General features: G+C 72.1%; 21 protein-coding genes and 1 tRNA gene. 13 read left to right on the top strand and 9 right to left on the bottom strand.

What is annotated here, in order from left to right; genetic code table 11:
* The first annotated feature begins 457 nt into the window (after positions 1-457).
* Positions 458-3,526 (top strand): dTMP kinase, encoded by a 3,069-nt coding sequence (tmk, locus tag G5C51_RS22580; protein ID WP_165239984.1) that lies wholly within the window; start codon positions 458-460, stop codon positions 3,524-3,526.
* Between the two features lie 90 nt (positions 3,527-3,616).
* Positions 3,617-4,144: an NUDIX hydrolase family protein gene (locus G5C51_RS22575; RefSeq protein ID WP_165239987.1), complete on the top strand. Its 528-nt coding sequence runs from the start codon at positions 3,617-3,619 to the stop codon at positions 4,142-4,144.
* 66 nt (positions 4,145-4,210) lie between these two features.
* On the opposite strand, the gene G5C51_RS22570 is transcribed toward G5C51_RS22575, so the two are convergent.
* Positions 4,211-6,556 (bottom strand): hypothetical protein, encoded by a 2,346-nt coding sequence (locus tag G5C51_RS22570; protein WP_165239983.1) that lies wholly within the window; start codon positions 6,554-6,556, stop codon positions 4,211-4,213.
* A 260-nt stretch (positions 6,557-6,816) separates the two neighbouring features.
* On the opposite strand from G5C51_RS22570, the gene G5C51_RS22565 reads away from it, so the two are divergent.
* The 5 genes from G5C51_RS22565 to G5C51_RS22545 all read left to right on the top strand — a co-directional run bounded on the left by G5C51_RS22565 (position 6,817) and on the right by G5C51_RS22545 (position 10,754).
* The gene (locus G5C51_RS22565) at positions 6,817-7,299 is read left to right on the top strand and encodes a hypothetical protein (RefSeq protein ID WP_165239982.1); all 483 of its coding nucleotides are present in this window, start codon (positions 6,817-6,819) and stop codon (positions 7,297-7,299) included.
* A 112-nt stretch (positions 7,300-7,411) separates the two neighbouring features.
* Positions 7,412-7,588, top strand: coding sequence for a hypothetical protein (locus G5C51_RS22560; protein ID WP_165239981.1), 177 nt, complete (start codon positions 7,412-7,414; stop codon positions 7,586-7,588).
* Positions 7,589-7,622: 34 nt separating this feature from the next.
* A complete protein-coding gene (locus G5C51_RS22555; RefSeq protein WP_165239980.1) occupies positions 7,623-8,828 on the top strand; it encodes a DNA polymerase III subunit delta' in 1,206 nt (401 codons plus the stop codon).
* Positions 8,829-8,980: 152 nt separating this feature from the next.
* Positions 8,981-10,561 carry an alpha/beta hydrolase gene (locus G5C51_RS22550; RefSeq protein ID WP_165239979.1) on the top strand — a complete coding sequence of 527 codons (1,581 nt, stop codon included), beginning with the start codon at positions 8,981-8,983 and terminating at the stop codon, positions 10,559-10,561.
* A 119-nt stretch (positions 10,562-10,680) separates the two neighbouring features.
* A tRNA-Thr gene (locus tag G5C51_RS22545) sits at positions 10,681-10,754 on the top strand.
* Between the two features lie 65 nt (positions 10,755-10,819).
* Here the strand turns inward: G5C51_RS22545 and G5C51_RS22540 are convergent.
* The 6 genes from G5C51_RS22540 to G5C51_RS22515 are packed head-to-tail and all read right to left on the bottom strand — an operon-like array spanning position 10,820 to position 16,838.
* The gene (locus tag G5C51_RS22540; protein WP_165239978.1) at positions 10,820-11,545 is read right to left on the bottom strand and encodes a GAF and ANTAR domain-containing protein; all 726 of its coding nucleotides are present in this window, start codon (positions 11,543-11,545) and stop codon (positions 10,820-10,822) included.
* On the bottom strand, positions 11,542-12,408 hold the full coding sequence (locus G5C51_RS22535; RefSeq protein WP_338118260.1) for an ANTAR domain-containing protein: 867 nt from the start codon (positions 12,406-12,408) through the stop codon (positions 11,542-11,544). The genes G5C51_RS22540 and G5C51_RS22535 overlap by 4 nt, the downstream gene beginning before the upstream one ends.
* Before the next feature lie 10 nt (positions 12,409-12,418).
* On the bottom strand, positions 12,419-14,299 hold the full coding sequence (locus G5C51_RS22530; protein ID WP_165239977.1) for a CheR family methyltransferase: 1,881 nt from the start codon (positions 14,297-14,299) through the stop codon (positions 12,419-12,421).
* Positions 14,299-14,895, bottom strand: coding sequence for a chemotaxis protein CheB (locus G5C51_RS22525; protein ID WP_165239976.1), 597 nt, complete (start codon positions 14,893-14,895; stop codon positions 14,299-14,301). The genes G5C51_RS22530 and G5C51_RS22525 overlap by 1 nt, the downstream gene beginning before the upstream one ends.
* Before the next feature lie 48 nt (positions 14,896-14,943).
* Positions 14,944-16,281 carry an outer membrane protein assembly factor BamB family protein gene (locus G5C51_RS22520; protein WP_165239975.1) on the bottom strand — a complete coding sequence of 446 codons (1,338 nt, stop codon included), beginning with the start codon at positions 16,279-16,281 and terminating at the stop codon, positions 14,944-14,946.
* Positions 16,278-16,838 (bottom strand): SigE family RNA polymerase sigma factor, encoded by a 561-nt coding sequence (locus tag G5C51_RS22515; protein WP_165239974.1) that lies wholly within the window; start codon positions 16,836-16,838, stop codon positions 16,278-16,280. The genes G5C51_RS22520 and G5C51_RS22515 overlap by 4 nt, the downstream gene beginning before the upstream one ends.
* A 117-nt stretch (positions 16,839-16,955) precedes the next feature.
* Here G5C51_RS22515 and G5C51_RS22510 point away from each other — a divergent pair, with 117 nt between their 5' ends.
* From G5C51_RS22510 to G5C51_RS22490, 5 genes are all read left to right on the top strand, one after another.
* A complete protein-coding gene (locus G5C51_RS22510; protein WP_165239973.1) occupies positions 16,956-17,627 on the top strand; it encodes a response regulator in 672 nt (223 codons plus the stop codon).
* Positions 17,624-18,793 carry a histidine kinase gene (locus G5C51_RS44105; protein ID WP_165239972.1) on the top strand — a complete coding sequence of 390 codons (1,170 nt, stop codon included), beginning with the start codon at positions 17,624-17,626 and terminating at the stop codon, positions 18,791-18,793. Before G5C51_RS22510 ends, G5C51_RS44105 begins: the two co-directional genes overlap by 4 nt.
* A gap of 236 nt (positions 18,794-19,029) precedes the next feature.
* Positions 19,030-19,401, top strand: a complete 372-nt coding sequence (locus G5C51_RS22500; RefSeq protein ID WP_165239971.1) for a hypothetical protein — start codon at positions 19,030-19,032, stop codon at positions 19,399-19,401.
* Positions 19,401-20,282, top strand: coding sequence for an ABC transporter ATP-binding protein (locus G5C51_RS22495; protein ID WP_165239970.1), 882 nt, complete (start codon positions 19,401-19,403; stop codon positions 20,280-20,282). Before G5C51_RS22500 ends, G5C51_RS22495 begins: the two co-directional genes overlap by 1 nt.
* Complete coding sequence (locus G5C51_RS22490; RefSeq protein ID WP_240929858.1) at positions 20,279-21,898, top strand: hypothetical protein; 1,620 nt, start codon at positions 20,279-20,281, stop codon at positions 21,896-21,898. The genes G5C51_RS22495 and G5C51_RS22490 overlap by 4 nt, the downstream gene beginning before the upstream one ends.
* On the opposite strand, the gene G5C51_RS22485 is transcribed toward G5C51_RS22490, so the two are convergent.
* Entirely contained in the window at positions 21,849-24,236 is a 2,388-nt protein-coding gene (locus G5C51_RS22485) for a polysaccharide lyase 8 family protein (protein WP_165239969.1), read from the bottom strand. The two genes, G5C51_RS22490 and G5C51_RS22485, sit on opposite strands and share 50 nt — an antisense overlap.
* A 76-nt stretch (positions 24,237-24,312) precedes the next feature.
* Complete coding sequence (gene sigJ / locus G5C51_RS22480) at positions 24,313-25,260, bottom strand: RNA polymerase sigma factor SigJ (protein ID WP_165239968.1); 948 nt, start codon at positions 25,258-25,260, stop codon at positions 24,313-24,315.
* Positions 25,261-25,366: 106 nt separating this feature from the next.
* Here sigJ and G5C51_RS22475 point away from each other — a divergent pair, with 106 nt between their 5' ends.
* Positions 25,367-26,068 carry an NAD(P)-dependent oxidoreductase gene (locus tag G5C51_RS22475; RefSeq protein WP_165239967.1) on the top strand — a complete coding sequence of 234 codons (702 nt, stop codon included), beginning with the start codon at positions 25,367-25,369 and terminating at the stop codon, positions 26,066-26,068.
* Positions 26,069-26,291: the final 223 nt, after the last annotated feature.

The raw sequence follows: 26,291 nt of genomic DNA, 5'->3' as shown, positions 1-26,291 counted from the left end.
GGCTTCCCTTGGTCGGCAGCGGGGGTGGGCGGGACTGGCTCCCCTCCTCCAGCGGGGCGTGCGGGTGCGACCGCGCCCGGTGGCGAGAGCGGGACAGGCGGGCCCGTACGCGACCGCATCCGGCACCGCTACGGCCCGGCGGCCCCGTCGCGACCAGTCCTGTAGTGGTGCTGCGCTCGGTCCTCGCCCGCGTCGGCGGCGATCGCACCTGGCGGCGCCACGGGTATGGGGCCCGGCGGCCCCGTCGCGACCGGTCCCGTAGTGGTGCTGCGCCCGGCCCCCGCCGCGGCGGCGGCGATCGCACCTGGCGGCGCTACGGACATGGGGCCCGGCGGTCCCGCCGCGCCCGCGGTGGTCGCGGTGTCCGTGCCGGGATCGGTGGTTCCGGCTCAAGAACCGGGCAACCGTTCGGACACGGGCGCGTAGCGGAGGGGGTTGCCCCGCTACGCTAGGCGGAATGGTGACCGCAGCCGACGACCACAACGCCCTCGCCGCCGACTCGCGCGAACGCGCGCTCCGTGCGCTGCTCCGCTATCCGCCGCTGCGCCGCCTCTGGGGCGCCCAGCTGGTCGGTGGGATCGGGGACGCGCTCTCCGTCCTGGTCCTCGTCCTGCTCGGGCTGCAGGCCGCCGTCGCGGCCGAGAGCTTCGGCGGGGGGTATCGCGGGGCGGCTATCGCGATCAGCGTCGTCTTCGGTGTGCGGCTGCTCGCCACCCTGCTCTTCGGGGCCGTTCTGCTCGGGCCCGTGTCGGGGCTGCTCGCCGCCGGCGGTCCGCTCGACCGCCGGTGGACCATGATCAGCACCGACGCGATCCGTGCAGGGCTGCTGCTCGTCGCGCCGCTGTGGATCGACTGGACGCCGGACAAGGCGCTCGGGTGGGTTCTGGTGACCGCATTCGTCACCGGCGTCGCCGAGCGGCTGTGGACCGTCGCGAAGGACAGCGCCGCGCCCGCGCTGCTCCCCGCGCCGCCCGCCGAGGGCGCCGCGATAAGGCCGCTGCCCGACAGCCTCGACGCGCTGCGCCGGCTCTCGCTGCGCACCGCGTATCTGAGCCTGCCGATCGCCGCCGCCGGGCTCGTCGCCGTCACCCTCGTCAGCAACCTGCTCGGCTCCGGCTTCGACTGGTTCACCACCCACCAGGCCGCCCTCGGCAGCTATCTCGCCGCTGGGCTCTTCGCCGCCTCCGTCTCGGTGCTGTACTTCGTCGAGCTGCCCGACGGCGGCGCCACCCGCCCGCGCTCCCCGCTGGAGGGCCTGCGGCGGCCGAAGCGTAACGGCGAGCCGGACAAGGGCCGGACGAGCGCCATCCCGCTGCTCGTCCTCGCCGGTGCCGCGGTCGCCGCCGCGATCGCCGCGTCCGTGTCGCTGGCCGTGCTGCAGGCGTACGACCTCGGCGGCGGCCCGGTCGCGTACGGGCTGCTCGTGCTCGCCTTCACCGGCGGTCCTGTCATCGGCATCCGGTACGCGAGCCGCATCCTGCCCGCGCTCTCCCGTCGCCGGCTGCTGGCGACCGCGACCGCCGTCACCGGCGTCGCGCTGCTCGCCGTCGGCCTGGTCGGCGACGCGACCACCGGGCTGCTGCTCGCGCTGCTCGCGGGCATCGCGGCGGGCGCCACCGCCGCCACCGCGCACGACCTGCTCGACCAGGAGACCGAGGACGGGCGGCGGCAGCGGCTCACCGATCACCTGCACGCGGCGGTACGTATCGCCATCGCGCTCGCCGCGGTCGGCGCCCCGCTGCTCGCCGCCGTCATCGGGCAGCACCGGGTGGAGAGCGGGGACTTCGTCTTCGCGCACGGGGGCGCGGCGTTCGCGTTCATGCTGATCGGCGCGCTGCTGCTGCCGGTCGCCGCCTTCGCGCTGGTACGGACCGACGACCGGCAGGGCATCTCGCTCCGCCGCGATCTGCGCGACGCGCTCTTCCGGGGCGCGGAGCCGGCGCAGTCGCCGTCCGCGAAGGGCTTCTTCATCGCGCTGGAGGGCGGCGACGGCGCGGGCAAGTCCACGCAGGTGGAGGCGCTCGCGCAGTGGATCCGCGACAAGGGCCACGATGTCGTGGTCACCCGCGAGCCCGGCGCCACCTCCATCGGGCAGCGGCTGCGGTCGATCCTGCTCGATGTGTCGTCGGAGGGGATCTCGCATCGCGCCGAGGCGCTGCTGTACGCCGCCGACCGGGCCGAGCACGTGGACAGTGTCGTACGGCCGGCGCTGGAGCGTGGGGCCGTCGTCATCTCCGACCGGTACATCGACTCGTCCGTGGCGTATCAGGGCGCGGGGCGCGATCTGTCGCCGACCGAGGTCGCGCGGATCTCGCGGTGGGCGACCGACGGGCTGGTCCCGCATCTGACCGTGCTGCTCGACATCGCGCCGGACGCGGCGCGGGAGCGGTTCACCGAGGCGCCGGACCGGCTGGAGTCGGAGCCGGCGGAGTTCCATGAGCGGGTGCGGTCCGGGTTCCTGGCGCTGGCCGCCGCCGATCCGGCGCGCTATCTCGTGGTGGACGCCGGGCAGGAGCCCGAGGCGATCACGACGGTCGCACGGCACCGGCTCGACCAGATGCTGCCGCTGTCCGACGCCGAGGTGCAGGCGCAGGAGGAGGCCCGTAAGCGCGCCGAGGAGGAGCGCAAGCGGCGGGAGGCCGAGGAGGCCGCCCGTAAGGCCGAGGAGGAGCGCCTCGAGCGCGAACGGCAGGCCACCCTCGCCCGGCTGCGCGCCGAGGAAGAGGAGCGCAAGCGGCGCGAGATCGAGGAGGCCAAGCAGCGCGAGGCCGAGCGCGAGGCGGAGATCGCCCGGCAGCGGGCGGAGGAGGCCCGCCGCCTCGCCGAGGAGGAGCGGCAGCGGCGCGAGGCCGAGGAGGCCGCGCGCCGGCAGGAGGAGGAGCGGCAGCGCCGGCTCGCCGAGGAGGAGGCGCGGCTGCGCGCCGAGGCGGAGGAGCGGCGGCGCGAGAAGCAGCGGCTGGCGGAAGAGGCGCTGCTACGGGCCGAGCAGGCGCGGCAGGCGGCGGAGGCGGCGGCTTCGGGCGCTTCGGGCGCCTCGGGTGCCTCGGGTGCCTCGGGCGCTGACGCGGCGGCCGTCGATGCTGCCGCGGAGCCCGCGGACGCGGCGCCCGAGAGCCCCGATGCCGTCACCCAGGAGCTGCCGCAGACGCCCGAGCCGGAGGACGCCGGGCCGTCGCAGACCACCACCCAGAAGCTCCCGCAGCCCGGCGCCCCCGCGGACTCCGAGTCCGCGACCACGCAGAAGCTGCCGCAGTCCGGCGGGAATCCGGATGCCGAGGAGACCCGCGTCATGCCGCAGGTCCCCGACGCGGACGCCGAGGAGACCCGGGTGATCCCGCAGGTCTCCGACCCGGACGCGGAGGAGACCCGGGCCATCCCGAAGGCGCAGGATCACGGGGCCGGCGAGCGCGCCCAACGCGAGCGCCCGGACTGGGCGGTGGAGACGCCGCTCGACGATCTCCCCACCCTGGCCGACGAACTCCTCGGCCCGCATGACGAGGATGAGGAGCGGCGGCGGCGTCGCTGACGGGGAAGGCCCTTTCGCCGCCGACGGGGAAAGGACCTTAGCCCTCGCCCGGGCCGCCGTCCGACGGCATACGATCAGACGATGGCTGACATGACCGACACCTCGCCCGGCTGGCTTGCCCCCGACACGCTGGAGCAGGCCCGCGCCCAGATGCCGATCCTCTACGTCGACGCCGTACCGGTCCGCGTGGACGACCGCGGCGAGGTCACCGCCGTCGGCCTGCTGCTGCGCATCGGCCCCGACGGGACCGTGAGCCGCGCCGTCGTCTCCGGACGGGTGCTGCACCACGAGCGGGTGCGGGACGCGCTGCTGCGGCATCTGGAGAAGGACCTCGGGCCGATGGCGTTCCCGAAGATCCCGGCGTCGCCGCAACCGTTCACCATCGCCGAGTACTTCCCGACGCAGGGCATCACCCCGTACCACGACCCGCGCCAGCACGCCGTCTCGCTCGCCTACGCGGTGCCGGTGACCGGCGAGGCCGCGCCGCGTCAGGACGCGCTGGACTTCGTCTGGTTCACGCCGCAGGAGGCCGCCTCGGACGCGGTGCAGCGGGAGACGACGGGCGGCCATGGGCTGCTCATCAAGCAGGCGCTGGCGCATCTGGGCTGCTCGTTCTGAGCGATGGGCATGGCGCGGGCCCGCACCCATGGCTTGGGTGCGGGCCCGTAATGAAGGTCCGGCGGATCAGTCCTCGGTGACCATCCGTCGGCGGCGCATCCACCACGTCAGGCCGCCGCCGATGGCCGCGAGCGCTGCCGCGATGCCCGCGATCAGGCCGACCGGGGTGTCGGAGCCGGTGTCGCCGAGCTCACCGTCGCCGGCCTGGTCGCCGGGGCTGTCCGACGGCCGCTGCGTGGCCGGCGGGGTGCTCGGCCGGTCCGTACCGTCCGACGGGGACGGCGTCGGGTCGCTCGGCGTCGGGTCGCCCGGGCCCGGGTCGTCGCCGCCCCCGCCCGGGGCCGTACGGCCGGAGCCGCCGCCGCCCAGGTAGGCGGTTTCGGTGTTGCGGTACGCGGTCTCCGACTGCACCGACGTCTTGGTGGTCTCGTCGAGACGCGGCTTCTCCAGGTTGAACCGCACCCGGCTGACGTTCCGCTTCGGGGACTTGGAGAAGTCCACGCCGCCGACCGTGTAGGTGTAGATCCGGCCGCCGTTGGTCCACTCGTACGTGTACTCGCCCTCGAGGAACGACTTCCGCGCCTGCTTCCAGACCGTGCGCTTGTCCCAGTTCTGGTGCGGGGCGCGCAGCGGCCAGCGCTTCAGGTTGTTGCTGTTGATGATCTTCCGGAAGTCGGTGGCCTGCTTCGCGTCCTGCTGCCGTACGAACTCGGCGGCCACTCGCGACCGGTAGACCGTCCGCAGGTCCTTGTACTTCGGGTCGTTGTTGACCTTCTTCTGGACCTCGGGGGTGATCATCCGCTGCATCAGCTCGACGCTGTACTGCTTCTGCTGATCCGTCAGCTTTGAGCTGCAGTGGTCGGCGGGGACGGCGTCGAAGTCCATCTTCGCCGTGTTGACCTTCAGCGGGGCGTCCAGGATGTAGATGCCGCCGTCCTGCTGGCGGACCTTCGCGCGCTCCGGGACGATCCAGTTGCGGATCGGGGAGAAGCACGGCACGCCGTCGACCTTCGGCGCGGCGTTCATGTACTCGCGGCCCGGGGACTGCTTCGGGTTCAGGGTGCGCGCCCAGTCCCGCTTCATCTCCATGTCCGCTTCCAGCAGGACACGGCCGGCGTCGGTCTTGGCGAACGCCGAGTCCATGATCTTGTCCGGCTGGTCCGGGTTGAGGTTCACCCACATCCGGTCGGGGGAGAGCGCGAGCCAGGTGAAGAAGGCGTCGGAGGACAGGCCGAGGGCCTTCTCGCCGCCGTAGCCGGGCTCGGCGTCCTCGTTCTTCACGTAGTCGGCCTTGAACGAGTAGTCGATGCCCTTGCCCTTGGTGACATTGCCGACGTAGTTCAGCTCCAGGGTGGAGAAGTCCACGCCGCCGGGCCGGCCGAAGCCGCCGCGGGTGTTGGCGTCCTGGTACATCTTCTGCAGGGCCCTGGCCTCGGCCCGGCTCTGCCCCTGGCGGTAGGCGGCGTCCGTCAGCGGGCCGCCGGTGCCGACCCGGGACGGGGACGGGTTGAAGTGCGGGTTGTGGCGGGTGTACTGGTTCGGCTTCCACCGCGGGACCGCCGCCGACCGCTGCTCGCGGATCGTGACCCCGTTCGACCGGCCGGTCTCCCGCTGGATCTGCCCGTTGAGCTTCTTGTAGGCCTCGCGGGTGTTCTGCGCGACCCGCTCGCCCATCACCATCCGCAGGCTGTGGTCACGGAAGCCGGGGGAACGCAGAATGTGCCGGTCCCAGCGCAGCTGCTTGGGGATGTGCTTGCCGTTGGACTTGAACTCCCCGAGTTCCTTCGTCTTCTTGTTGTAGAAGTCGTAGATGCGGACGGCCTGCTTCTTGGTCTTCGGGTCGATGACCGGCTTGCCGTTCCGGTCGGTCACCTTCACCCGGACCTCGCAGAGCCAGTCCGGGCCGACCAGCTTGAACTGCTGGGTCATGCGGCGGCCGAAAGCGTGGCCCTTGGTCCGGTTGAACTCGTTGCCGGCGATCCGCACATCCACGTAACGGGAAAAGTCGCGGATCGTGCGGCTGTTGTTCCGGGCGATGTTCTGCTCGTACCGGGCGTAGATCTCCAGGACCCGGTACTTGATGTTCCCGGTCTTCTCGTACTTCGCCTTCCACTTGTCGACGGCCGACTGGGTATTTCCGGCCAGCTTCTTCTGGGCCGCATTCGGCGCCTTGAGGCCGTCGAAGGCGCGTGCCGGATTGTCGGCGGAGTACGCTGACCAGTCGCGTTCCGGGCTCACGCTGTACTGCTGGTTCTTGCCCTGGATTCCCGAACCGGCGACCGGGGCGTCGTACTTACGGTTCAGATACAGCTGGTCGCACCGTTTGCCGGTCAGGCCCGGGGCGGCGGCGGCATTGCCGACAAGTGCCGGCATGCCGGAGAGCAGCACCCCGATCGAGGTGAGCAATGCCACCGCTATGCCCCTGCGGTGACGTACACGCGCAGGTATGAGTTTCCTCACAGAGTTTCCCTGGTCCAGGGGGCACGTGGGCAGGGCAAGGCACGGCGACGCGGGCCCCCCGTCACTTACGTCTCCGGCCGACCCACAATAGATCGCTCCAACTGGTCTACGGGAACGGGTTATTGCGTAATCTTCACATCAACACCGGGTTCTTCACATGGAGTTGGAACCCGGCTCTTTGCCGTCGAAGGACTGCCCTACGCTGCTGCCCTATGGACGAGATTCAGCAGCCGTCGCCGGCCCCGGATCTGCCGGGCTGGCTGGCGGCCCGGTCCGAGCAGTTCGCCGACTGGTGCCGGGAAACGGGGGCTTCCGAGGGCACCTGGGACTTCTCCGCCGCCTCCCTGGAGACCCTGGAGGGGCTGATCCGCGCCCGCTATCGCGGCGAGGAGCAGATCCACGCCGACCGTCTGAGCCTCTTCCTGCAGGGCGCCTGCTGGTACGTGGGCGAAGTTGCCGTACGGCACCGTGGCTACCGGTGGCACTACTGGCCGTTCGCGGGTCCCGGCGAGCCGCTTCCGGCGATCTTCGCCTCCGGGGAGCCCGGGGTGATCGACAGCCCGAGCGTCGGCGCTCCCCGCGCGAAGGAAGGCAAGGGCACCGATCCGCTGGGCCTGATCCTGACTCTTTTCTGGACGGTCGACGACATCGACGAGCCGGTCGAGGCCCATCTGACCGACATCCTCACGGACTAGCGCGGTGGTGCGGTGGGCCATACCCCCGACCCGGGGGCTGGCCCCATGGGCCGCGAGGGGTGCGTAAGGGGACGGTGGGAGGGACCACGTCACCGCGGCGAGAGGAACCCCCGTGAAGCCCTTGCTCTGGCTCGTACTCATTGCTGCCGTTTCCGCGAACGTCTTCCTGAGCCTTGTCGCCGACGGCCTTGCGCAGACCCTCCTCAGCATCGCTACGGGCGTCGTGGCGATCGGCACCGCACTCGGGCTGTGGGCGGTGCGGTCCGCACGGTCGGCGCGGTCCGCGTAATCCGGTGTCAGTGCGGTGCCCCACAATGGGGGCCATGACGGTGTGGGACGAGGTCGTAGGGCAGGAGCGGGTCAGCGAGCAGCTGGTCGCTGCTGCGCGGGATGCGGATGTGCAGGTCACCTCCGGTGTGGCGCCTGCCGGGTCCCGTATGACTCACGCCTGGCTGTTCACCGGGCCGCCCGGGTCGGGGCGTTCCACGGCCGCTCGGGCCTTTGCCGCCGCGCTGCAGTGTGTCAGTCCGGACCGGGCACTCGAGTCCGGTGTCCCCGGGTGCGGCTTCTGCGACGGGTGTCATACGACCATGGTCGGCTCGCACGCCGACATCACGATCCTCACCACCGAGCTGCTCTCCATCGGCGTCAAGGAGACCCGCGAGCTGGTCCGCAGCGCGGGTCTGTCGCCCGCCGTCGGCCGGTGGCAGGTGATCGTCGTCGAGGACGCCGACCGGCTGACCGAGGGCGCGGCGAACGTGCTGCTCAAGGCGATCGAGGAGCCCGCGCCGCGCACCGTGTGGCTGCTCTGCGCGCCCTCCATCGAGGACGTGCTGCCGACGATCCGCTCCCGCTGCCGGCACCTCACGCTGCGTACGCCCCCGATCGACGCCGTCGCCGACATCCTCGTCCGGCGCGACGGCATCGAGCCCGCGGCCGCCGCGACCGCGGCCCGCGCCGCCCAGGGGCACATCGGCCGGGCGCGGCGGCTGGCCACGGACGAGCGGGCCCGTACGCGCCGGGCCACGGTGCTGCAGCTCCCTCTGAACGTGCACGACATCGGCGGCTGTCTGCGCGGTGCGCAGGAGCTGGTCGACGCGGCCGCGGAGGCGGCGAAGGAGCGCGCCGAGGAGGTGGACGGGCAGGAGACCGAGGACCTGCGCACCGCGCTGGGCGCCGCGCCGGGCGGGACCGGGCGGATGCCGCGCGGCACCGCGGGCGCGATGAAGGAGCTGCAGGACAAGCAGAAGCGCCGCGCCACCCGCACCCAGCGCGACAGCCTCGACCTCGCCCTGATCGACCTGGCCGGCTTCTACCGGGACGTGCTCGCGCTGCAGCTCGGCGGCTCGACGGACACGCTCGCGAACGACGACATGCGCGACGCCCTCGACCGGCTCGCCGGCGCCTCGGGGCCCGAGGCGACGCTGCGCCGGATCGAGGCGGTGCTCGCCTGCCGCGAGGCGCTTGATCGGAATGTGGCGCCGCTGCTCGCGGTGGAGTCGATGACGATGGCGCTGCGGGCGGGTTGAGGGGCTGAGCCGGGCTGAGGGCTGAGTCGGGCTGAGGGCTGAGTCGGGCTGCGGCACCCGGTCGGGCGCGAGGGAGCACCGCCCTCACTCATACGGGCCGCCGCACCCGCCGCGCGAGGTGTCGTCCGTGCCTGCGCGGTTACTCTCGGTGCATGCACTCAAGCCGCCTCATCGGCACCGCCGCGGCCGTCCTCGCGTCCGCGCTCCTCGTCTCGGCCTGTTCGTCCGGCTCCTCGTCCTCCTCCGGCAGCGCGGCCGACCCGGGCAGCCGCGCCGGACACGTGAGCCAGACCCTGGCGGCGCTGCCCGCCGCGATCCCCGCGGACCTGAAGCCGTACTACGACCAGAAGCTGCGCTGGCGCGCCTGCGACACCCCCGGCTTCGAGTGCTCGACGCTGCGTGTCCCGCTGGACTACGCGAAGCCGGGCGAGGGCGACGACGTCAAGCTCTCGGTGGCCCGCAAGAAGGCATCAGGACCGGCCGCCCGCCGCATCGGCTCGCTGCAGTTCAACCCGGGCGGCCCCGGCGCCTCCGCGGTCGACTTCCTCACGGATTACGTCGGCAGCGCCTACCCGGAGCGGATCCGGGCCCGCTACGACCTCGTGGCCGCCGACCCGCGCGGCGTCGGCCACAGCGAGCCGGTGCGCTGCCTGAGCGACAAGCAGATGGACCGGCACACCCAGACCGACCAGACGCCGGACAACGCGTCCGAGGTGAAGAAGCTGACGGCGGCCTTCGGCACCTTCGCCGAGGGCTGCGAGAAGCGCGCGGGCAAGCTGCTCGGCCATGTCTCGACCACCGAGGCGGCCCGCGACATGGACGTCCTGCGCGGCGCGCTCGGCGACAAGAAGCTGCACTACGTCGGGGCGTCGTACGGCACCATGCTCGGCGCCACGTACGCGGGCCTCTTCCCCTCCCGCGCCGGCCGCCTCGTCCTGGACGGCGCCATGGACCCGTCGCTGACCTCGCTCCAGCTCAACCGCGAGCAGAACGCCGGCTTCACCATCGCCATCGACGCCTTCGCGAAGGACTGCGTCCGCCGCAAGGACTGCCCGCTGGGTACGGACGGCCGGGCCGCCGCGACGAAGCGCCTGAACACCTTCCTGGAAAGCCTCGACAACAAGCCGCTGCGCACGGGCGAGCCGCGCAAGCTGAACGAGTCGCTGGCCACCATGGGCGTGCTGCAGTCGATGTACGCGAAGGAGTCCTGGCCGCCGCTCCGGGACGCGCTCGCCGACGCGATGAAGAAGAAGGACGGCAGCGCGCTGCTGTCGATGGCCGACACGTATTACGAGCGGGAGCCGGACGGCTCGTACGGCGACATGATGTACGCCTTCACGGCGGTCAGCTGCCTCGACCAGCCGCCGGCCTTCGACGACCCGGCCGAGGTGACGGACCAGGAGAAGTCCTTCGAGAAGGACTCCCCGGTCTTCGGCCGCGACTTCGCCTGGGCCGCCCTGAACTGCGGCGACTGGCCGGTCAAGGCCACCGGCGAGGCCAACCGCATCGAGGCCAGGGGCGCCGGCCCGATCCTGGTCATCGGCACGACGCGGGACCCGGCGACGCCGTACATCTGGGCGAAGTCGCTGGCGTCTCAGCTCTCGAGCGGCGTGCTGCTGACGTACGACGCGGACGGCCACACGGCGTACGGCCGCGGCAGCGGCTGCGTCGACAGCGCGGTGGACCGCTACCTGCTGACGGGGAAGCCGCCGGAGGACGGCACCCGCTGCTGACGGGCCGGCGGCACGGCGACTGACCTGCGACGGAGCCCTCGTCCGCACCCCGTTCTGACCACCCTCAGAAACTGTGTAGACTTGTCGCCGTTGCTGCTGCCACTCTGGCACCGCAGCCTGCCGCCTTAGCTCAGTCGGCCAGAGCGACGCACTCGTAATGCGTAGGTCAAGGGTTCGATTCCCTTAGGCGGCTCACTCGAGGGCCAGGTCAGTTAGCCGCTGACCTGGCCCTTTTGGTTGCTCTTGATCATTGGGCGGTCAAGCCAGATCCGCGTTGCCGTCGATCACCTCGTGCGCCACGTCCGCGAGGAGCCGGCCTCGGGAGCGGGCGTGGCCGCGCAGCAGGGCGAATGCCTCGTCGGGGGTCAGCGTGTGCTGGACCGCCAGCATGCCCTTTGCCTGCTCGATGGCGACGCGGCTGGTCAGGGCGTGCTGCAACTGGTCGGTCAGCGCCCGGCTCTCGGCCCTTTCCCGCTCCCGCACGATCATGAGCGCGGTCACATCCGCCAGCGACTGCCCCACCGGCAGCTCGGCATCCGGCAGCGGGCGGTGCGGCGCGGCCAGGAGGGCGAGAGCGCCCACGGTCTCGGTGTGCGCCCGCAGCGGCACCACGGCGACTTGGGCGTAGCCGCGCCCCTGCGCCCAAGCGGCGAACCGGGGCCAGCGCGACTGCACCGCCGACGAGCTCAGTGCGAGCGCGGGCACCGGGATGCCCGTATCGCAGCAGGTCCGTGCCGGGCCGGCCAGTTCGTACGCCAGGCCGTCGAGCCGTGTGCCGGGATCAGCGGGCACCACAGCCGACCCACCGTGGGCTTCCGCGAGCAGCACGTACGCCGCGCTCGCTCCCAGGAGCCCGGCACTGTGGTTCGCGAGTTTGCGGAGCAGCGCGGTGACGTCGAAGGGGGAGCCGCCGGCCGGAGCGTTGCTTCCCCCGGTCAGGTCTACGAAGGCCGCAGCCAGACGGTGGTGCCCCGGTGTGGTCATTCGGCGTCCCCCAAGCCGATCCGCAGGCCCTCGTGCACGATCTGCGCCGCGACCGCGGTGGTGGTCTCACCCAAGGCGAACGCCCGGGCCTTGATCAGTGAGAGCGCGTCATCGACGCCACAGCCGCACTGTACAGAAACCATGCCGGTGGCCTGGTGGACCACCTCCTGGAGGTCCATGCCGAGGTGCAGCTCGGGTTCGGCGTCCGGCCCCAGCAGCATCCGGGTCAGCACCGCGGCCATCTCGTCGTACGACACGGGCCTTGGCCGGTCACCGTAAGGCTGCGGGTCGAAGACGGTCAGCGCTCCCAGGCACTGGGTGGTGGAGAGCAGGGGCACGGCGACCACCGTGCCGACGCCCAGTTCGGCGAGGCCGGCGCCGTAGCCGGGCCAGCGGCGCTCCAGTTCCGCGCCGGTGCCCTGGACGAGCAGCCCGCCGCTGGTGGCATCCGCGGCGGGCCCGCTGCCGAGTGCGAATTCGAGTTCCTGGGCCGCCTTGGCGGTCGAGTCCGATGCGGCCGAGGCCAGTTGGTCCAGGTCGGAACCCACCACGGTGAGGGTCGCACTGCGGGTGCCGAACAGGTCCGCCACACCGGACATGAACCGCGGCCGGTCGCCCGGGCGGCCCATCCAGGTGGCCAGCCTGCGGGCATGCGCCTCCTGCAGGTGCGCCGCGGCGGCATGCCGTGCGGCGCTGCGGCGGAGCATCGCGGCCGCGGATGCCCGCAGCTCGCCGCCGGGCCCGTCGGCGAGCGCTTCGTTGCGCGCGGCGGCCTTGAGGTCCTGGAGTGCCCGGCGGCGCGCGTCGGATGCGCGGCGCATCGCGGACAGCACCGCGTCCGTGGAGCGGTCGGCCTGGGTCACGGATCCAAGGCTACGCCGCGTCCCGGCCATTGGGATGCGTGCGATCGGAATCCTCCATGAGCAGCACCACCCCGCCCCGGTGCCCTTCGAACGGGGAGCAGTGCACCGCGCAGTCGATGCTGCGGCCGATCCGGTTCACCGATGGCACCGTGACCGGGCCGGCGCGCTTACCGGTGTCCAGGCACTGCCGGATGACCGGGCGCAGCTCGTCGGCCGGCAGGCCGAACTCGAGCCCGAAGAAGGACTCGTCGACGACCTCGTCCCGGCGAAGGCCCCACAGCTCGGTGGCGCCGCGGTTCCAGCTCTTGACCTTCATGTCCGGGTCCAGCACGACCACGCCGGCCGCGACGGAGGACATCACGCCCTCCAGGAACGCCTTCGCCTGGTCCAGCTCATCGCTGCGGATGCGCAGCTCGTCGTTCATGGTCTCCAGCTCTTCGTTGCCCGACTGGAGTTCCTCGTTGGTGGTTTCCAGCTCCTCGTTTGTGGACTGGAGTTCCTCGTTGGTCGTCTCCAGCTCCTCGATGCTGGACTGGAGTTCCTCGTTGGTCGTCTCCAGCTCCTCGTTCGTGGACTGGAGCTCCTCGTAAGCGGTCTCCAGCTCCTCGCGCACTTGCCTCACCTCGGACTGCAGCTCGGTGGCGGCGGTGACGTCGGTGAAGGTGATGTGGGTCGCCAGCGGCTGGCCCTTGGTGCCGATCAGCGGCTGGATGGCGATGTCGAAGTACTGCAGGTCCTCCCCGGACCGCCGCTCGACGCCGTTCACGTGCAGGGTGCGGCGCTGCTTCCTGGCCTGGTCGATCAGCGAACGCAGCTCCACCGGACGGTAGGAGATCTCCAGATCCTGGAACGGCCGGCCGAGGTCGCCCACCGCGAGTCCGAACTGCTGCCGGGCATGGCTGTTGACCAGCGCCACCAGGCCGTCCGCGTCGACGGTGACCGCGGCGCCGGGGGCCGCGTCCAGGACCAGGTCGCGCAGCTGGCGGGTGCGGGACACATTCGCCGTCTCGACGCCGGTGACCGGCCGGAACTTCGCCGGGGGCGCGTGATAGGTCGGGCCGGAGCCGCCGGGGCGGCGGCGGAAGACGCGCTGGCGCATGCTGACCACGTCGAACCGGTCGGTGTCGTTCAGCAGCATCTCCGCCTTGCCGAGGAAGAGATAGCCGCCGTCGCGCAGGGCGAAGTGGAACCGGTCGACGATCTGGGTCTGCGCCTCGACGTTGAAATACATCAGCGTATTGCGGCAGACCAGCAGGTCGAGCCGGGAGATCGGCGCGTCGCTGGTGATGTCGTGGCGGCCGAAGATCACCCGGCGGCGGAGGTCCGGACGGACGCTGAACTGCGTTCCGTTCGGCTCGAAGTACTTCTCGCGGAGCTCCGGCGAGAGCGGTTCGAGCTCCTTCGCGGAGTAGAGTCCGGCGCGGGCGCTGCGCAGCGCCTCGTCGTCGATGTCGGTGCCGTAGATCTTGACGCGCTTCACGCACTCGTCGATCCCCAGCGCCTCGGCGAAGAGAATGACCAGGGAGTACGCCTCCTCGCCGCTGGAGCAGCCGGCGCTCCACACCCGGATCTCGTCGTCGGGCCCGGCGTCCCCGATCAGCTCGGGCAGGACCTCGCGCGCCAGAAAGGTCCAGGCATCCGGGTCGCGGTAGACCGAAGTGACGTTGATCAGAATGGTGTTGAAGAGCTCGTTGAACTCTTCCGCGTTGGTCTCCAGCAGATCGCGGTAGTCCGCGTGGGATTTCATCCCCACATCGCTCATCCGCTTGCGGATCCGCCGGCCGAGTGAGCTGCGCTTGTAGCCGGAAAAGTCGAAGCCGCGCGACTCGCGGAGGAAGACCAGCAGTTCCTCCAGCTCCTCGTTGGTCGCGGTCTCCTGCGCCTCGCCCATCACTGCCTCTTCGAATCTACGAGCCCGCTGATCACAGCGGGGATCTCGGCCAGCGGCAGCACATAGTCCGCCGATCCCGTGGCCACGGCCGCCTCCGGCATGCCCTTGAACTCCGCCGTCCCGGGATCCTGCACGATCACCGTGCCGCCGCGCGACTTCACCGCCTCCACGCCCATCGCCCCGTCGCTGCCGGTGCCGGTCAGGACGCAGGCGATGGCGTTCGGCCCGTACGCGCCCGCCACCGACTCGAAGAGCAGGTCGGCGGACGGCCGCAGGAAGTGGACCAGCTCGCTCTCGGAGAGCGACAGCAGGTGATCGGGGCCGACGAGCAGATGCCGGTCGGGCGGCGCCACATAGACGGTGCCGGCCCGCGCCGGCTCACCGGCCTCGGCGAGTTTCACGTCAAGGTCGCTGCGGCGGCCGAGGATATCCGCCAGGACGGTGCGGTGCCGGGGGTCGAGGTGCTGCACGACCAGCACCGGCACCGGCAGCTCGGCGGGGAGCCCGCCGAGCAGCACTCCGAGGCCGTTGATGCCGCCCGCGGAGGACGCGACGGCGACGACGGCGTATTCGTCCGCAGACAGGGGAGCCGACACATGACGAGCCTAGTGGCTCCGGCTGCCGGCGGCGGCAACGAATCCGCGTCAACCGGACGGGTCCGGGCGTTCGGAGAAGAGTTGGGTGCCTGCGCGGCCGACCAGGACGTCGCCCGAGGTCAGCAGTTGGGGCCGGGAGGTGGGGGCGTTCTTGGGGGGTGTAGGTATCCGTACCGAGCCGTGCCATTGGGGCTTGCCGGTGCGCAGGTCGGCTCCGGCGAGCTTGCCGGAGGGGGAGAGCAGGTAGGCCGTGTGGGTGCCGGGCATGAGCGCGGGGGTGGAGAGCCGCTGGGAGTTCCAGGGGCTGGAGCTCTGCTTGTACTTCAGGCCCAGGTCCGTGGTCCACAGGCGCTTGCCGGTCAGGGTCGAATGGCCGGTGACCTCGCCATTCGGTCGGGACGAGAGGAGTACGTCCCCGGCCAGGCCGGCGACCTGCCGGACGCCGGCGAGCGAGCGCTGCTCGGTGCCGCCGCCCTGGGTGCTGACGCGGTGCACCAGCTTGCGGTCCTTGCGTACGAACACGAGGTCGTCGCCGCTGCTGCCCAGGAATTCGGTGTGCCCGGGTACCGTGGCGATCTTCTGCGCGCCGCCGTCGGCCGGGGCCAGCCGGATCACGTCCGTGTCGCCCTTCAAGTCCGCCCCGTCGGGCCGGCACAGCAGGTACGGCACGCCATCGAGGGTCGTGCGGTCGCACCAGATGCCCTTCCCCCAGCTGTACGTCCACTCGGTGCGGCCCGTCTTCGGGTCGAGGGCGCGCAGCACGCGGTCCCGCGGGGCGTTCGCCAGCACGCCGCCGTTGAACGGCACCGCCGCCTGGGCATCGCGGTTGTCGCTGGCCAGCTTGTGCTTCCAGAGCACCTTTTTCGTCTTGGCTTCCAGGGCCACCAGGTCCGTACCCGGGGCATTGCTTCCCGGCTTGTGGTCGCGGAAGGTGTAGAGCACGCCGTCCCGGAACCCCCCGAGCCCGCCGCTGCTGGAGCCGCCCGACTTCGAGGTCCAGACGACCTTCCCGCTGCGGGCGTCGATCCGCAGGCCGTCGTAGCCCATGGTGCTGCAGTAGACGGACATCTCCGCGGTGAGGCAGGTGCCCGTGTCGCCGCCGGGCAGCTCCATCTGCCACCGGCTCCAGCCCTGCAGCGGCGGCGACTGCTCCACCCCGGCGGGCGGCGCGAGCCCGCCGTCCGTGTCCCCGCCGGCCGCGGTGGCGAGGGCGGCGCCCACCCCGATGCCCGCGATGGCGAGGATCGCGCCGCCCCGGCGGAACATCTTCAGCCGCCGGTCGGTGCGCGCCACTTGGTCCGCGACGCCGTGCGCTCCCGGCAGTTCCTCGTACGGCCAGGTGCGCAGCGTGTCCCGCAGCGCGCGGTCGAGCTGGTCCCCGGTCATGAACGGGCCTCCCTCGGGTCGGTGCCCCACAGCGGTGCGATGGCGGCGGTCTCCTGCGGCTCCGCCGCCGTCAGCTCCGGCGCGAGGGCGCGCAGCCGGGCGAGCGAGCGGTGGGTGGTGGAACGCACGGTGCCCACGGAGCAGCCGAGCAGCGCCGCGACCTCCGTCTCGGTGTGGTCCTCGAGGTAGCGCAGCACCAGCACGGTGCGCTGCCGCGGAGTGAGCCGGGCCAGCGCCGTACGTACCGTGAGGCGTAGGTCCGCGGCGGGCGCGCCGTCGGCGGTGGGCGCGCCCTCCGGCGGTACGGCGACGGTGATCTCGCGCTGCGGGCGCAGCAGCCGCCAGCGGCTGACCTGGTGGCGGTACATCGCCTTGCGGACGTACGCCTCCGGCTCCTCGATGTGCCGCCAGCGGCCGAACGCCTTGAGCAGCGCGGCCTGCACCAGATCCTCGGCCTCGTGCCGGTCCCCGCCCGTGAGCAGGATGGCCAGGCGGAGCAGTGATCCCCAGCGGGCGGCGACGAAGTCGTGGAAGCTTTCCTGGTCCGCGGCGTCCATTGGGCCCCCATTTTCTGCGCGTACTCTTCAGACGCGCTGGAGCAGGCGAATCTATGCCGGCCGGCGCGGAGAAATTCCGTGGGACCGCGGACGCACGCTCAAGGCCAGGGGACGGTCATGACTATTCGGGTGCTCGTTGCCGATGATCAGGAGATGGTGCGGCGGGGGCTGCGCCGGGTGCTGGAGAGTCAGGATGACTTCGAGGTGGTCGGGGAGGCTGCCGACGGGGTGGCGGCGGTGGCTATGGCCAGGGAGCTGCGGCCGGATGTGGCGCTGGTTGATATCCGGATGCCGGGGCTTGACGGTCTGGAGGTCACGCGGCGGCTGGCGGGTGGGCCCGAAGGCGTGCGGGTTGTGGTCGTGACGACCTTTGATCTTGATGAGTATGTGTATCCGGCGCTGCGGCACGGGGCGTCCGGGTTTCTGTTGAAGCGGTCGGGGCCTGCGTTGCTCGTGGAGGCGGTGCGGGCGGCGGTGGCCGGTGATCAGCTGGTCAGTCCTTCGATCACGGTGCGGCTGCTGAAGGAGATCGGCGGGGCCAGGAGCCGGCCGGTGCCGGCGGCGCCGGTGGAGCCGTTGACCGAGCGGGAGGTCGAGATCGCCGGGCATGTGGCGTTGGGGAAGACCAATGCCGATATCGCGCGGGAGTTGTTCATTTCGCCGGGGACCGTGAAGACCCATGTGGCTGCCGTTCAGCGCAAGCTCGGGGCGCGGAATCGGGTGGGGATCGCGGTGTATGCCTGGGATGCGGGGTTCACCGGTGACGCCCGGGCCGGGGACGCGACGTGAGCTCGGCCGAGGGCTCCCTGGATGAGGGGCGGCGCCTGGTCGGTGCCGCCGCGGTGGCCGCGCTCGTGCTGCTGCCCGCCGTCCTCGGCGGGCCCGGGGCGCTGCCGGTGGCGGTGCCGGCGGCGCTGGCCGGCTTTGTGTTGTGTCTGCGGTGTCCCTGGCGCCGGGTCGGCGGCATCCCGGCGGCGCCGGTCGTCGGCGTCTGCCTGGTGTCGCTCGGCGCCTCCTTCGGCTTCCGCGGGGAGCAGGGTTTCGCGCTGTTCTGGGCGGTGGCGGAGGTTCCGTTGCTGCTGCTCCTGCTGCGGCGCGTCACGCGGTGGGCGCCGGAGCGTGCGGTGCTCGTGCTGGCGCCGTTGCTCGCCCTCGCTGTGGTGCTGCTGCCGCTGCGTTTCCTCTTCGCCGAGCCGGCGGTCAAGGGGGCGGCGGTGGCGTTCGCCTGTGTGGTGTCGCTGTTCCCTGCCGGGGTGGCGGTGGCGGTGGGGCTGTATTTCCGTACGGTCGAGAGCCGTGGGGTCCGCGCGATGACCGTGGCGCTGGACCGGCAGCGGCTGCAAGTGGCCGCGGATCTGCATGACTTCGTCGCGCACGAGCTGACCGGGATCGTGGTCGAGGCGCAGTCCGCGCAGTGGACCGGCGACCTCGGCGCCGACGAGACCAGGGAGCTGCTGGCGCGGGTGGAGGCGGCCGGGGTGCGGGCGCTGGAGTCCATGGACCGTACGGTGCAGTCGCTGCGCGCCGATGCGCCGCCCACCCAGGCTTACGGGCTGGCCGATCTGTCGCGGCTCGTCGAACAGTACGCGGCGCCGGGCCCCGATGCACGGGTCGAGCTGCGGATGGAGCCGGGGCTGGCGGGCACGCTGCCGCGGCTGGTCGACGATGCCGCGTACCGGGTGGTGGTCGAGGCGCTGACGAACGTGCGGCGGCATGCGGGCGGCGTGAGCCGGGTGGCCGTCACCGTCGTACGGGCCGTGGGGCCGGGTGGCGGCCCGGCGGTCGAGGTCGTGGTTGCCAACAACGGCGTCCCGGTGCGGGCGATGGCCCCCGCCCGGCCGGGCGGGGGGACCGGGCTCGCGGGGCTCGCGCTGCGCGTGGAGGCGCTCGGCGGGGAGCTGGACTGGGGCCCGGGGCAGGGCGGTTGGCGGGTGCGGGCGCTGCTGCCCGGGTGAGGGCCGGCGCTCGGCGGGTGCGGGCGCTGCTGCCCGCGTAAGGGCCGCGCGCTCGGTGGGTGGGGCGCGCTGTGCCGCCCGCGTGAGCGGCTGGGGAGTGCGCTCGGCGGGTTGGGGGCGCGCTATGCCGCCCGCGTGCGGGCGGTTGGCGGATCTCTGCCGAACGGCAGATGTGGGCGCCGCGGTCGTGACGGACTCTCGATGGAGCCGATCACGATCCCACCAAGGAGGACCGCGTGCGCTCCCCAGCCCTGGCCGCCGCACTGCTCGCCGTCGGAGCCCTGACCGCCTGCTCCGTCGACGCCAAGAACGCCGAGCCGCAGCACAAGACCTTCCCCCTCCCCGGCAAGACCCTCGACGTGCGGGCGCACGGGACGCCCACCGACCTCGTCGCCGCCGACCGCGAGGACATCGAGGTCACCCGGTGGTTCGACGCCAAGGTCGGCAGCAAGAAGCAGCTGCGCTGGAAGCTCGACAGCGACACCCTCGACCTGGAGGCCGGGTGCACCGGGCTCGCGCTGTGCGACGCCCGCTTCCGCGTCGAGGTGCCGCGCGAGCTGGCCGTGCTCCGCGACGGCCGCCCCACCAAGCTGCGGGGCGAGCGCTGATGCTGGAGCTCATCGACATCGCCAAGACCTACCGCGGCGGAAAGCGTGCCGTCGACGGCATCACCCTCCGCCTCGCGCCCGGCATGGTGGGCCTGCTCGGCCCCAACGGCGCCGGCAAGTCCTCGCTGATGCGCATCGCCGCCACCATCACCCGCCCCACCAGCGGCCGTGTGCTGTGGCACGGCACCGACGCCGTCGCCCGCCCGGACCCGCTGCGCGCCGCGCTCGGCTACCTCCCCCAGGACTTCGGCGTCTACCCCAACCTCTCCGCCCCCGAGTTCCTGCGCTACCTCGCCGCCGCCAAGGGCCTGTCCGCCCGCACCGCCCGCGCCCGCACCGACGAACTGCTGCACCTGGTCAACCTCACCGAAGCCGGCAAGCGCCCGCTCAAGGCGTACTCCGGCGGCATGCTGCGCCGCGTCGGCATCGCCCAGGCGCTGCTCGCCGACCCCGAGGTGATCGTCGTCGACGAGCCGACCGCCGGACTCGACCCCGAGGAACGGGTCCGCTTCCGCAATCTCCTCAGCGATCTGGCGGCGGACAAGATCGTGCTGCTGTCGACGCACATCGTCTCCGACGTGGAGTCCGTGGCCCGCGACATCGCGGTGGTCGCGGGCGGGCGGCTGCTTTATCGCGGGACGCCCGAGGAGTTGTTGCGTCGTACGACCGGGCTGGTGTGGGAGCTGCTCGTACGGCCGGAGGATCTGGTCGCCGTACGGGCGCGGCATGCCGTGAGCCGTATGGTGCGCACGCCTGAGGGGGTACGGGCCCGGGTGCTGGCGGGTGAGCCGCCCGTACCGGATGCGGTGGCGGCGGAACCCGATCTGGAGGATGCCTACTTGGCGACCGTTGGCGGCGCGGCGCGGCAGGTCGCCGCATGATGCCCGCGACCGCCACGCGCCCGACGCCCGCGACCGCGCTGCGGCCCATCCTCGGCGTCGCCCTCGCCGACGTCCGCGACCGCGTCCGCCAGCCCGCCTACGCCGTCATCCTGCTCGCCGCCGTCGCCCTCGGCTGGCTGGCCGTGCCGGCCGCGGGCTCCCACTGGGTGATCCTGCAGATCGGCGACCACCGCGGCGCGTACAACAGCGCCTACGTCGGCCTCGCCACCGCGCTGGCGGGCTCGCTGTGGCTGGCGCTCGGCGGCTTCTACGTCGTGCGCGGCGTCCCGGCCCGGGACGAGGCGAGCGGCGTGGGCCGGCTGCTGGCGGCGACCCCGCTCCGTACCACCGCCTATTTCGCCGGGAAGTTCCTCAGCAATGTCCTGGTGCTGGCCTCGATGCTGGTGGTGCTGGCGGCGACCGCACTCACGATGCAGCTGGTGCGCGGCGAGGACCGCGCGGTCGATCTCGGCGCCCTCCTCCTGCCCTTCGCCGTCATCGCGCTCCCGCTGATGGTGGCCACCGCCGCCGCGGCGCTGCTGACCGACACGCTGCCGGGGCTGCGCGGTGGCCTCGGCAATGTGGTGTGGTTCTTCGTCTGGATGGTGCTCGCCGTCGGCGGGCAGGGGCCGGGGGCGCCGCTGGGTGGCATCGGTGTGTACGGGGCGGTGCGCTCGATGCACGCCCAGGTGCGCGAGCAAGCTCCGGACGCGCGCGGCGAGTTCAGCCTCGGCTTCACGTACACCGAGACCCCGCTGCACACCTTCACCTGGAGCGGCTTCACCCCCGACGCCGGCTATCTGCTCAGCCGCGCCGCGGTGGCCGGGCTGGCGCTGGTGGTCGCGCTGCTGCCCGCCCTGTGGTTCGCCCGCTTCGACCCGGCCCGGGGCCGTATCGCAGCGGCTTCACACCGGACGCCGGTCGCCACCGTCGCGCCGGCGACGTGGGCCGCCCCGATACCCGCCCGACCGCTCACCGCGGCGAGGACCGGCGGTTGGCCGTTCTTCCGGCTGTACGCCGCCGAGCTGCGCATTCTGCTGCAGGGCACCCGCTGGTGGTGGTGGGCCATGGCGGCCCTGCTCACCCTGACCGCCTTCGCGGCCACCGGCAACGGAGCCACCCGCATCATCCTGCCCGCGGCCTGGATCTGGCCCGTACTCCTCTGGTCCCGCCTCGGAACCCAGGCCCCTGAAGGGGGCGTTGACGCCCTGCTCGGCGCCATCCCCCGCCCGGCCCGCCGCGCCCTGGCCGAATGGGCGGCGGGCGTGACCCTCACCGCCGTCACCGGCCTGGGGCCCGGCGCGGTCCTCATACGCGAGGGCGACACGGACGGCCTGGCCTCCTGGACGGCCGCCGTCCTCTTCGTCCCCGCCCTCGCCCTGGCCCTCGGCACGGTCAGCCGCAGCCACCGCCTCTTCCAGGCGACCTACCTCCCCCTCTGGTACGCCGCCGCCAACGGCATGACTTTCCTCGACTACATGGGCGCCACCCGCGCCCCCGGCCAGCCCGCCACCGTGCCGCCGACCCTCCTTGCCCTGCTGGCCGGGCTGCTGCTCGCCGGGGTGCTCACGCGAGGCGCAGGCGGGCGGTTCGGGTGGAGCCGACGGTGGCGGTGAGGTTGGCCGTGAGGGTGGTGGTCGGGCCGGCGGTGACGGTGAGTTCGGGGTCGGCGGCTATCACCTTGGTCGTCCGGCGGTCGATGGTGATCTTGATGGGTGCGGTGGCGCGGGTGGGGTCGGCGACCGCGATGGCGAGGACCCCGTCGCCGCTTGCCTCGACGATGACGGCGACGGGAGCGGTGACGGTGATGCCGGCGGCGCTCCCCGGGGCGAAGAACCCGGCCATGGTGACGTCGCGGTTGAGCAGCCGGATCGCCTGCGTGGTCGGGCTGTTGGCGACAATCTCCGCCTGCGGTGCGGCAGCCGCCTGGGCCGTCCGCTGTGCCGACGCGCCGGGCAGCAGCGCGTATGCGTAGGTGGCGTTCTCCGGCTCGACGCCGTGGTCGAACCAGAGAGTCGCGTAGCGGCGGGTGAACTTCTCCGTGGTGCCGCCGGCGCTGCCGGTGTCGATGCTGCTCCAGCTGTCGGTACGGGCCTCGCGCTCGGCGTGGACGGTCGCACCGCCGGGGAACACATAGCCGCCGACGCCCTCGAGATGGGCCCAACGGGCCTTCTGGAACTCGCCGGTCCAGCCGAGAGTGGACGGCTGGGCGATCCCGTCCACCGTGAGGCGATGCGTGCCGCTCGCGTGCAGATTGCGGTTCTCGATCGTGGTGACGACCGGATGCCCATCGGTGCCGCCGCCGGTGATCGCGGCGCCGAGGGCGATCACCTGCTGGTCCAGGCAGAACCACGCCTTTCGGGCCTGGACCTGGGTGGCTCCGGCCGCGGTGATGCCGCGTATCGCCATGCCGGTCATGCCGTACGTGCCGCCGGGCGACGTCACCCCGCCGACCCAGGAGGTGTTCGGCACGGTGCGCTCGCCGGCGCCGACCGCCAGCGGCGTGGTGTCGGTGGTGGTGCCGGGGAGCCGGTAGGCGTCGACGGTGGGCCAGAACGCGTCGCTGAACTGGGTCGCGTCGTCGTCGTAGAGATAGGTCATGCCGGCGCCGGTGTGCCAGCCACGCTTGTTCTGGTCGTTGATCTGCTCGTAGTAGCCGATGCGCCGGCCGGCCATCGAGATCGCGTACGTCCATTCCGGCCGCCGGTGGACGGTGCGGGCCATCACCGCGAACTGCCGGTGCTCCGGCCGGTGCGGCGCCGGAGCGACGGCATCGTCCTTGAGCGTCTGCTGGAAGAGCGCGAGCCGGGACAGCGGCGCCGACGGCAGCAGTTCAGGCCCGGAGTCGCGCGTCACCCAGCCCTTGACCAGGGCCCGCCAGCGGACCGCCGTCCGGTCGTCGACGCCCTGGGCGAGCCGCAGGATGTGCTCCATCGCCTGATAGCCGGCGACCCGGTCGTCCAGCGACTGCACCGAGATGGCCCGGCCGCGGACCGCGTCCATCAGGGCGCCGTTGTGGATGACCGGCGCGAACGACGTGTCCACGGTGCCGAAGAACTGCTCCCGCGCGGGATGCGCGATCGCCCACGGCGTGTCCGCGAGCAGCGCGAAGAGCCGGGCAAGACCGCCGAGTTGGGCCAGCCCGTACGACCCGGTGTAGGCGAAGATGCTGTGCCCGATGTACGACCCGTCGGCGTAGAAGCCGTCGCTCTTGGTGACCAGCGGCAGGATCGGCGCCAGCGCCTGCACGCCGCGGGTGATGCGGCCCGCGTCATCGGTCAGGATGCCGTCGAGGATGGAAATCTCGCACACGTCCGATCCGTTGGAGCCGACCCACTCCACCGGGTCGAGCGTGCCGGGGTCGGGCACGTAGAACTTCACGGCGGCGCTGTAGTCGGCGAGATCCGCGGCGGGCAGGGCCTCCCCGACCAGGCTCGCGGCCCAGAGCAGCGCCCGGGGCCCGCCGATCACCCAGAACCACCAGTTGCCGGGCCGCTCACCGCCCGCGTGATAGATCCGGTCGTGCGTCAGCCGCAGCCCGGCGACGATGTCCGCGGCCAGCGACGCGTCACCGTGGCGAGCGGTCCCCGGCGTCGCGTAGGCCAGCCCCAGATCGCGCAACAGCTCATAGGTGGTGCGCATGGTGGCCGCGTCGAGCGGCAGATCGGTGAAGACCCGGTCCCGGTCGGCCCGCCGGTCGATCCGGGCCAGCAGCGCGTCGGCCGACGTGTCCAGGGCGGCGATCGCCTTCTGGACCAGGGCATCCGTCAGATCCGGCGCCCCACCGGTCAGGATCTCCCGCAACGTGCCCCGAGCGGCGGCGAAGTCAGCCGACGCAGCGAGCGCGCCGGCGTCGGCCCGCGCCATCCACGGGGGCAGGCCGGCCAGCAGGGCGGACGATCCGGCCAGGGCGAGGAATCCGCGGCGAGGGAGCCGGGCGTTGCGCACCGTCATGAGAGCTCTCTTCGAACGACATTCATGATGCGCATGAGAATCCCACATGGTGAATCTAAGATTCAATATGCAGGGCTCAGCTGTCGTCCGCAGCGAAATGGAGCTTGTCGGGGTTGGTGACGATGTAGACGTCGGAGACCCCGTCGCCCTCGGGTGCCAGATCCATGACCATCACGGCGTACGGGGTGTCGCCGGTGAACACCACCGCGCCGGACTCGCCGTTGACGCTCTCGTAGCGGACGTCCAGGTCCTCCGGGGTGCGTGCGGCGAAGCCCGCCAGGGTGCGGGCGACCTTGTCCCGGCCGTGCACCGGCCGGGGTGCGGAGCGGCCCTTGTCGCCGCCGTCGGTCCACAGCGTGACGTCCGGCGCCAGGATCTCCAGCAGCGTGGTGAGGTCGCCGCCGAGCGCGGCGGCGACGAACCGCTCGGTGACCTGCCGCTGGACACGGGGTTGCGCCCGGTAGCGGGGGCGGCGGGCGCGGATGTGGCGCCGGGCGCGGCTGGCCAGTTGGCGTACCGCGGTCGGGCTGCGGTCGAGGATCCCGGCGATCTCGGTGTGGGCGTAGCCGAAGACCTCATTGAGGACGAACACCGCCCGCTCCAGCGGGGTGAGGGTTTCGAGGACCACGAGCAGCGCCATCGACACCGACTCGCTGCGCAGCGCCCGCTCGGCCGCGTCGGCGCTCTCCGCGGTCGCGGGCCCGGCGACCAGGGGGTCGGGCAGATACGTTCCCGCGTAGGTCTCGCGCCGGCGGCTGATCTTCTCGCGGCGGGCGAGCGCGTGGTTCACGGCGATGCGGACCAGATAGGCGCGCGGCTGGTCGACCCGGGCCGGCGCGGTCGCGGTGCCATGGCTGCGGCCCGCCCAGGACAGCCAGGTCTCCTGAAGCACGTCCTCGGTGTCGGGGATGCTGCCGAGCATGTTGTACGCGACGGAGAACAGCAGCTCGCGATGGTCGACGAAGACCTGCGTCGCCGCGTCCGCCGCCGCCGAACTCTCCGTCCGCGCAGGGGAGTCGGACATCCCGGAAGTGTGGGTCACGCCACACCCGGGCCGCAAGGTGTCACACTCTCCGCCGCCCCGCCCCTCCTAGGTGGCAACAACTGCCGCGTACTGAAGGGGAACTCCCATGAAGCTCGTCATCTTCGGCGCCAACGGACCCACCGGGCGCCAGGCCACCGCGCAGGCCATCGCCGACGGCCACACGGTCACCGCCGTCACCCGCCGGCCCGAGCAGTTTCCGCTGAGCGACCCGCGGCTGCGGGTCGTCGGCGCGGATGTGCGGGACCAGAGCGCGGTCGAAGCGGTGATGGCCGGGCAGCAGGCGGTGATCTCGGTGCTCGGCGTCCCTTACGGGCGCAAGCCCGTATCGCTGTACTCCGAGGGCATCACCCACATCACCCAGGCCATGACCAAGCACTCCGTCCGCCGCCTGGTCTGTGTGACCTCGACCGTGCTCTTCGACGTGGCGGCACCCGGCGAGACCTTCCTGTTCCGCAAGGTCGTCGAGCCGGTCATCGCGCGCACCATGGGCCGCACGGTGTACGAGGACATGCGGCGGATGGAGGCGATCGTGCGCGAGAGCGGTCTCGACTGGACCGTCGTCCGCCCCGCGGGCCTCTTCGACGCGGAGTCCGTCAGCGACTACGAGGTCGCGGCCTCCCGCCTGCCCGGCAGGTTCACCGCCCGCGCCGACCTCGCGCACGCCGTGCTGCTACGGGCCGTTGAGGACATCGATGTGCGTACGTTCATCGACGTGCGCACCACGCAGGGCACTCCGACCTTCTTGGAGCTCCTCAGGAAGGAGGCCTCCGGAGGGAAGGGTGCCTGATGGGAGCGGTGTCTCCCGCGTCGTCATACGGCTGCCGTAGCCGGGGCGGAGCCGTCCGGCGGAGGGAACCGTTCCAGTGGTGGGATGTGTCATCTTTCTGTGGGGGTACATGGCTGTTGTTCCGGCCTGATGTGGGGGGACGTACGGATGCGCGGGATTGCTGCGTTAGCGGCTGGTGAGCTGCGGGGACGTGAGCTCGGGGCCTGGCGGGAGATGCAAGCGG

This window comes from Streptomyces coryli, assembly GCF_011044975.1.
Taxonomy (GTDB): Bacteria; Actinomycetota; Actinomycetes; order Streptomycetales; family Streptomycetaceae; genus Streptomyces; species Streptomyces coryli.
The sequence above is the reverse complement of the archived record's forward strand: the minus strand, read 5'-3'. Positions and strand labels throughout refer to the sequence as shown.

Excerpts from the sequence above, each read along its gene's own strand:
- sigJ (WP_165239968.1), bottom strand. The coding sequence starts at position 25,260 with ATGTCCGACTCCCCTGCGCGGACGGAGAGTTCGGCGGCGGCGGACGCG.
- G5C51_RS22520 (WP_165239975.1), bottom strand. The coding sequence starts at position 16,281 with ATGACCGGGGACCAGCTCGACCGCGCGCTGCGGGACACGCTGCGCACC.
- G5C51_RS22510 (WP_165239973.1), top strand. The coding sequence starts at position 16,956 with ATGACTATTCGGGTGCTCGTTGCCGATGATCAGGAGATGGTGCGGCGG.
- G5C51_RS22540 (WP_165239978.1), bottom strand. The coding sequence starts at position 11,545 with ATGACCACACCGGGGCACCACCGTCTGGCTGCGGCCTTCGTAGACCTG.
- G5C51_RS22575 (WP_165239987.1), top strand. The coding sequence starts at position 3,617 with ATGACCGACACCTCGCCCGGCTGGCTTGCCCCCGACACGCTGGAGCAG.
- G5C51_RS22475 (WP_165239967.1), top strand. The coding sequence starts at position 25,367 with ATGAAGCTCGTCATCTTCGGCGCCAACGGACCCACCGGGCGCCAGGCC.
- G5C51_RS22490 (WP_240929858.1), top strand. The coding sequence starts at position 20,279 with ATGATGCCCGCGACCGCCACGCGCCCGACGCCCGCGACCGCGCTGCGG.
- G5C51_RS22550 (WP_165239979.1), top strand. The coding sequence starts at position 8,981 with ATGCACTCAAGCCGCCTCATCGGCACCGCCGCGGCCGTCCTCGCGTCC.
- G5C51_RS22515 (WP_165239974.1), bottom strand. The coding sequence starts at position 16,838 with ATGGACGCCGCGGACCAGGAAAGCTTCCACGACTTCGTCGCCGCCCGC.
- G5C51_RS22485 (WP_165239969.1), bottom strand. The coding sequence starts at position 24,236 with ATGACGGTGCGCAACGCCCGGCTCCCTCGCCGCGGATTCCTCGCCCTG.
- G5C51_RS22555 (WP_165239980.1), top strand. The coding sequence starts at position 7,623 with ATGACGGTGTGGGACGAGGTCGTAGGGCAGGAGCGGGTCAGCGAGCAG.
- tmk (WP_165239984.1), top strand. The coding sequence starts at position 458 with ATGGTGACCGCAGCCGACGACCACAACGCCCTCGCCGCCGACTCGCGC.
- G5C51_RS22495 (WP_165239970.1), top strand. The coding sequence starts at position 19,401 with ATGCTGGAGCTCATCGACATCGCCAAGACCTACCGCGGCGGAAAGCGT.
- G5C51_RS22530 (WP_165239977.1), bottom strand. The coding sequence starts at position 14,299 with ATGGGCGAGGCGCAGGAGACCGCGACCAACGAGGAGCTGGAGGAACTG.
- G5C51_RS22565 (WP_165239982.1), top strand. The coding sequence starts at position 6,817 with ATGGACGAGATTCAGCAGCCGTCGCCGGCCCCGGATCTGCCGGGCTGG.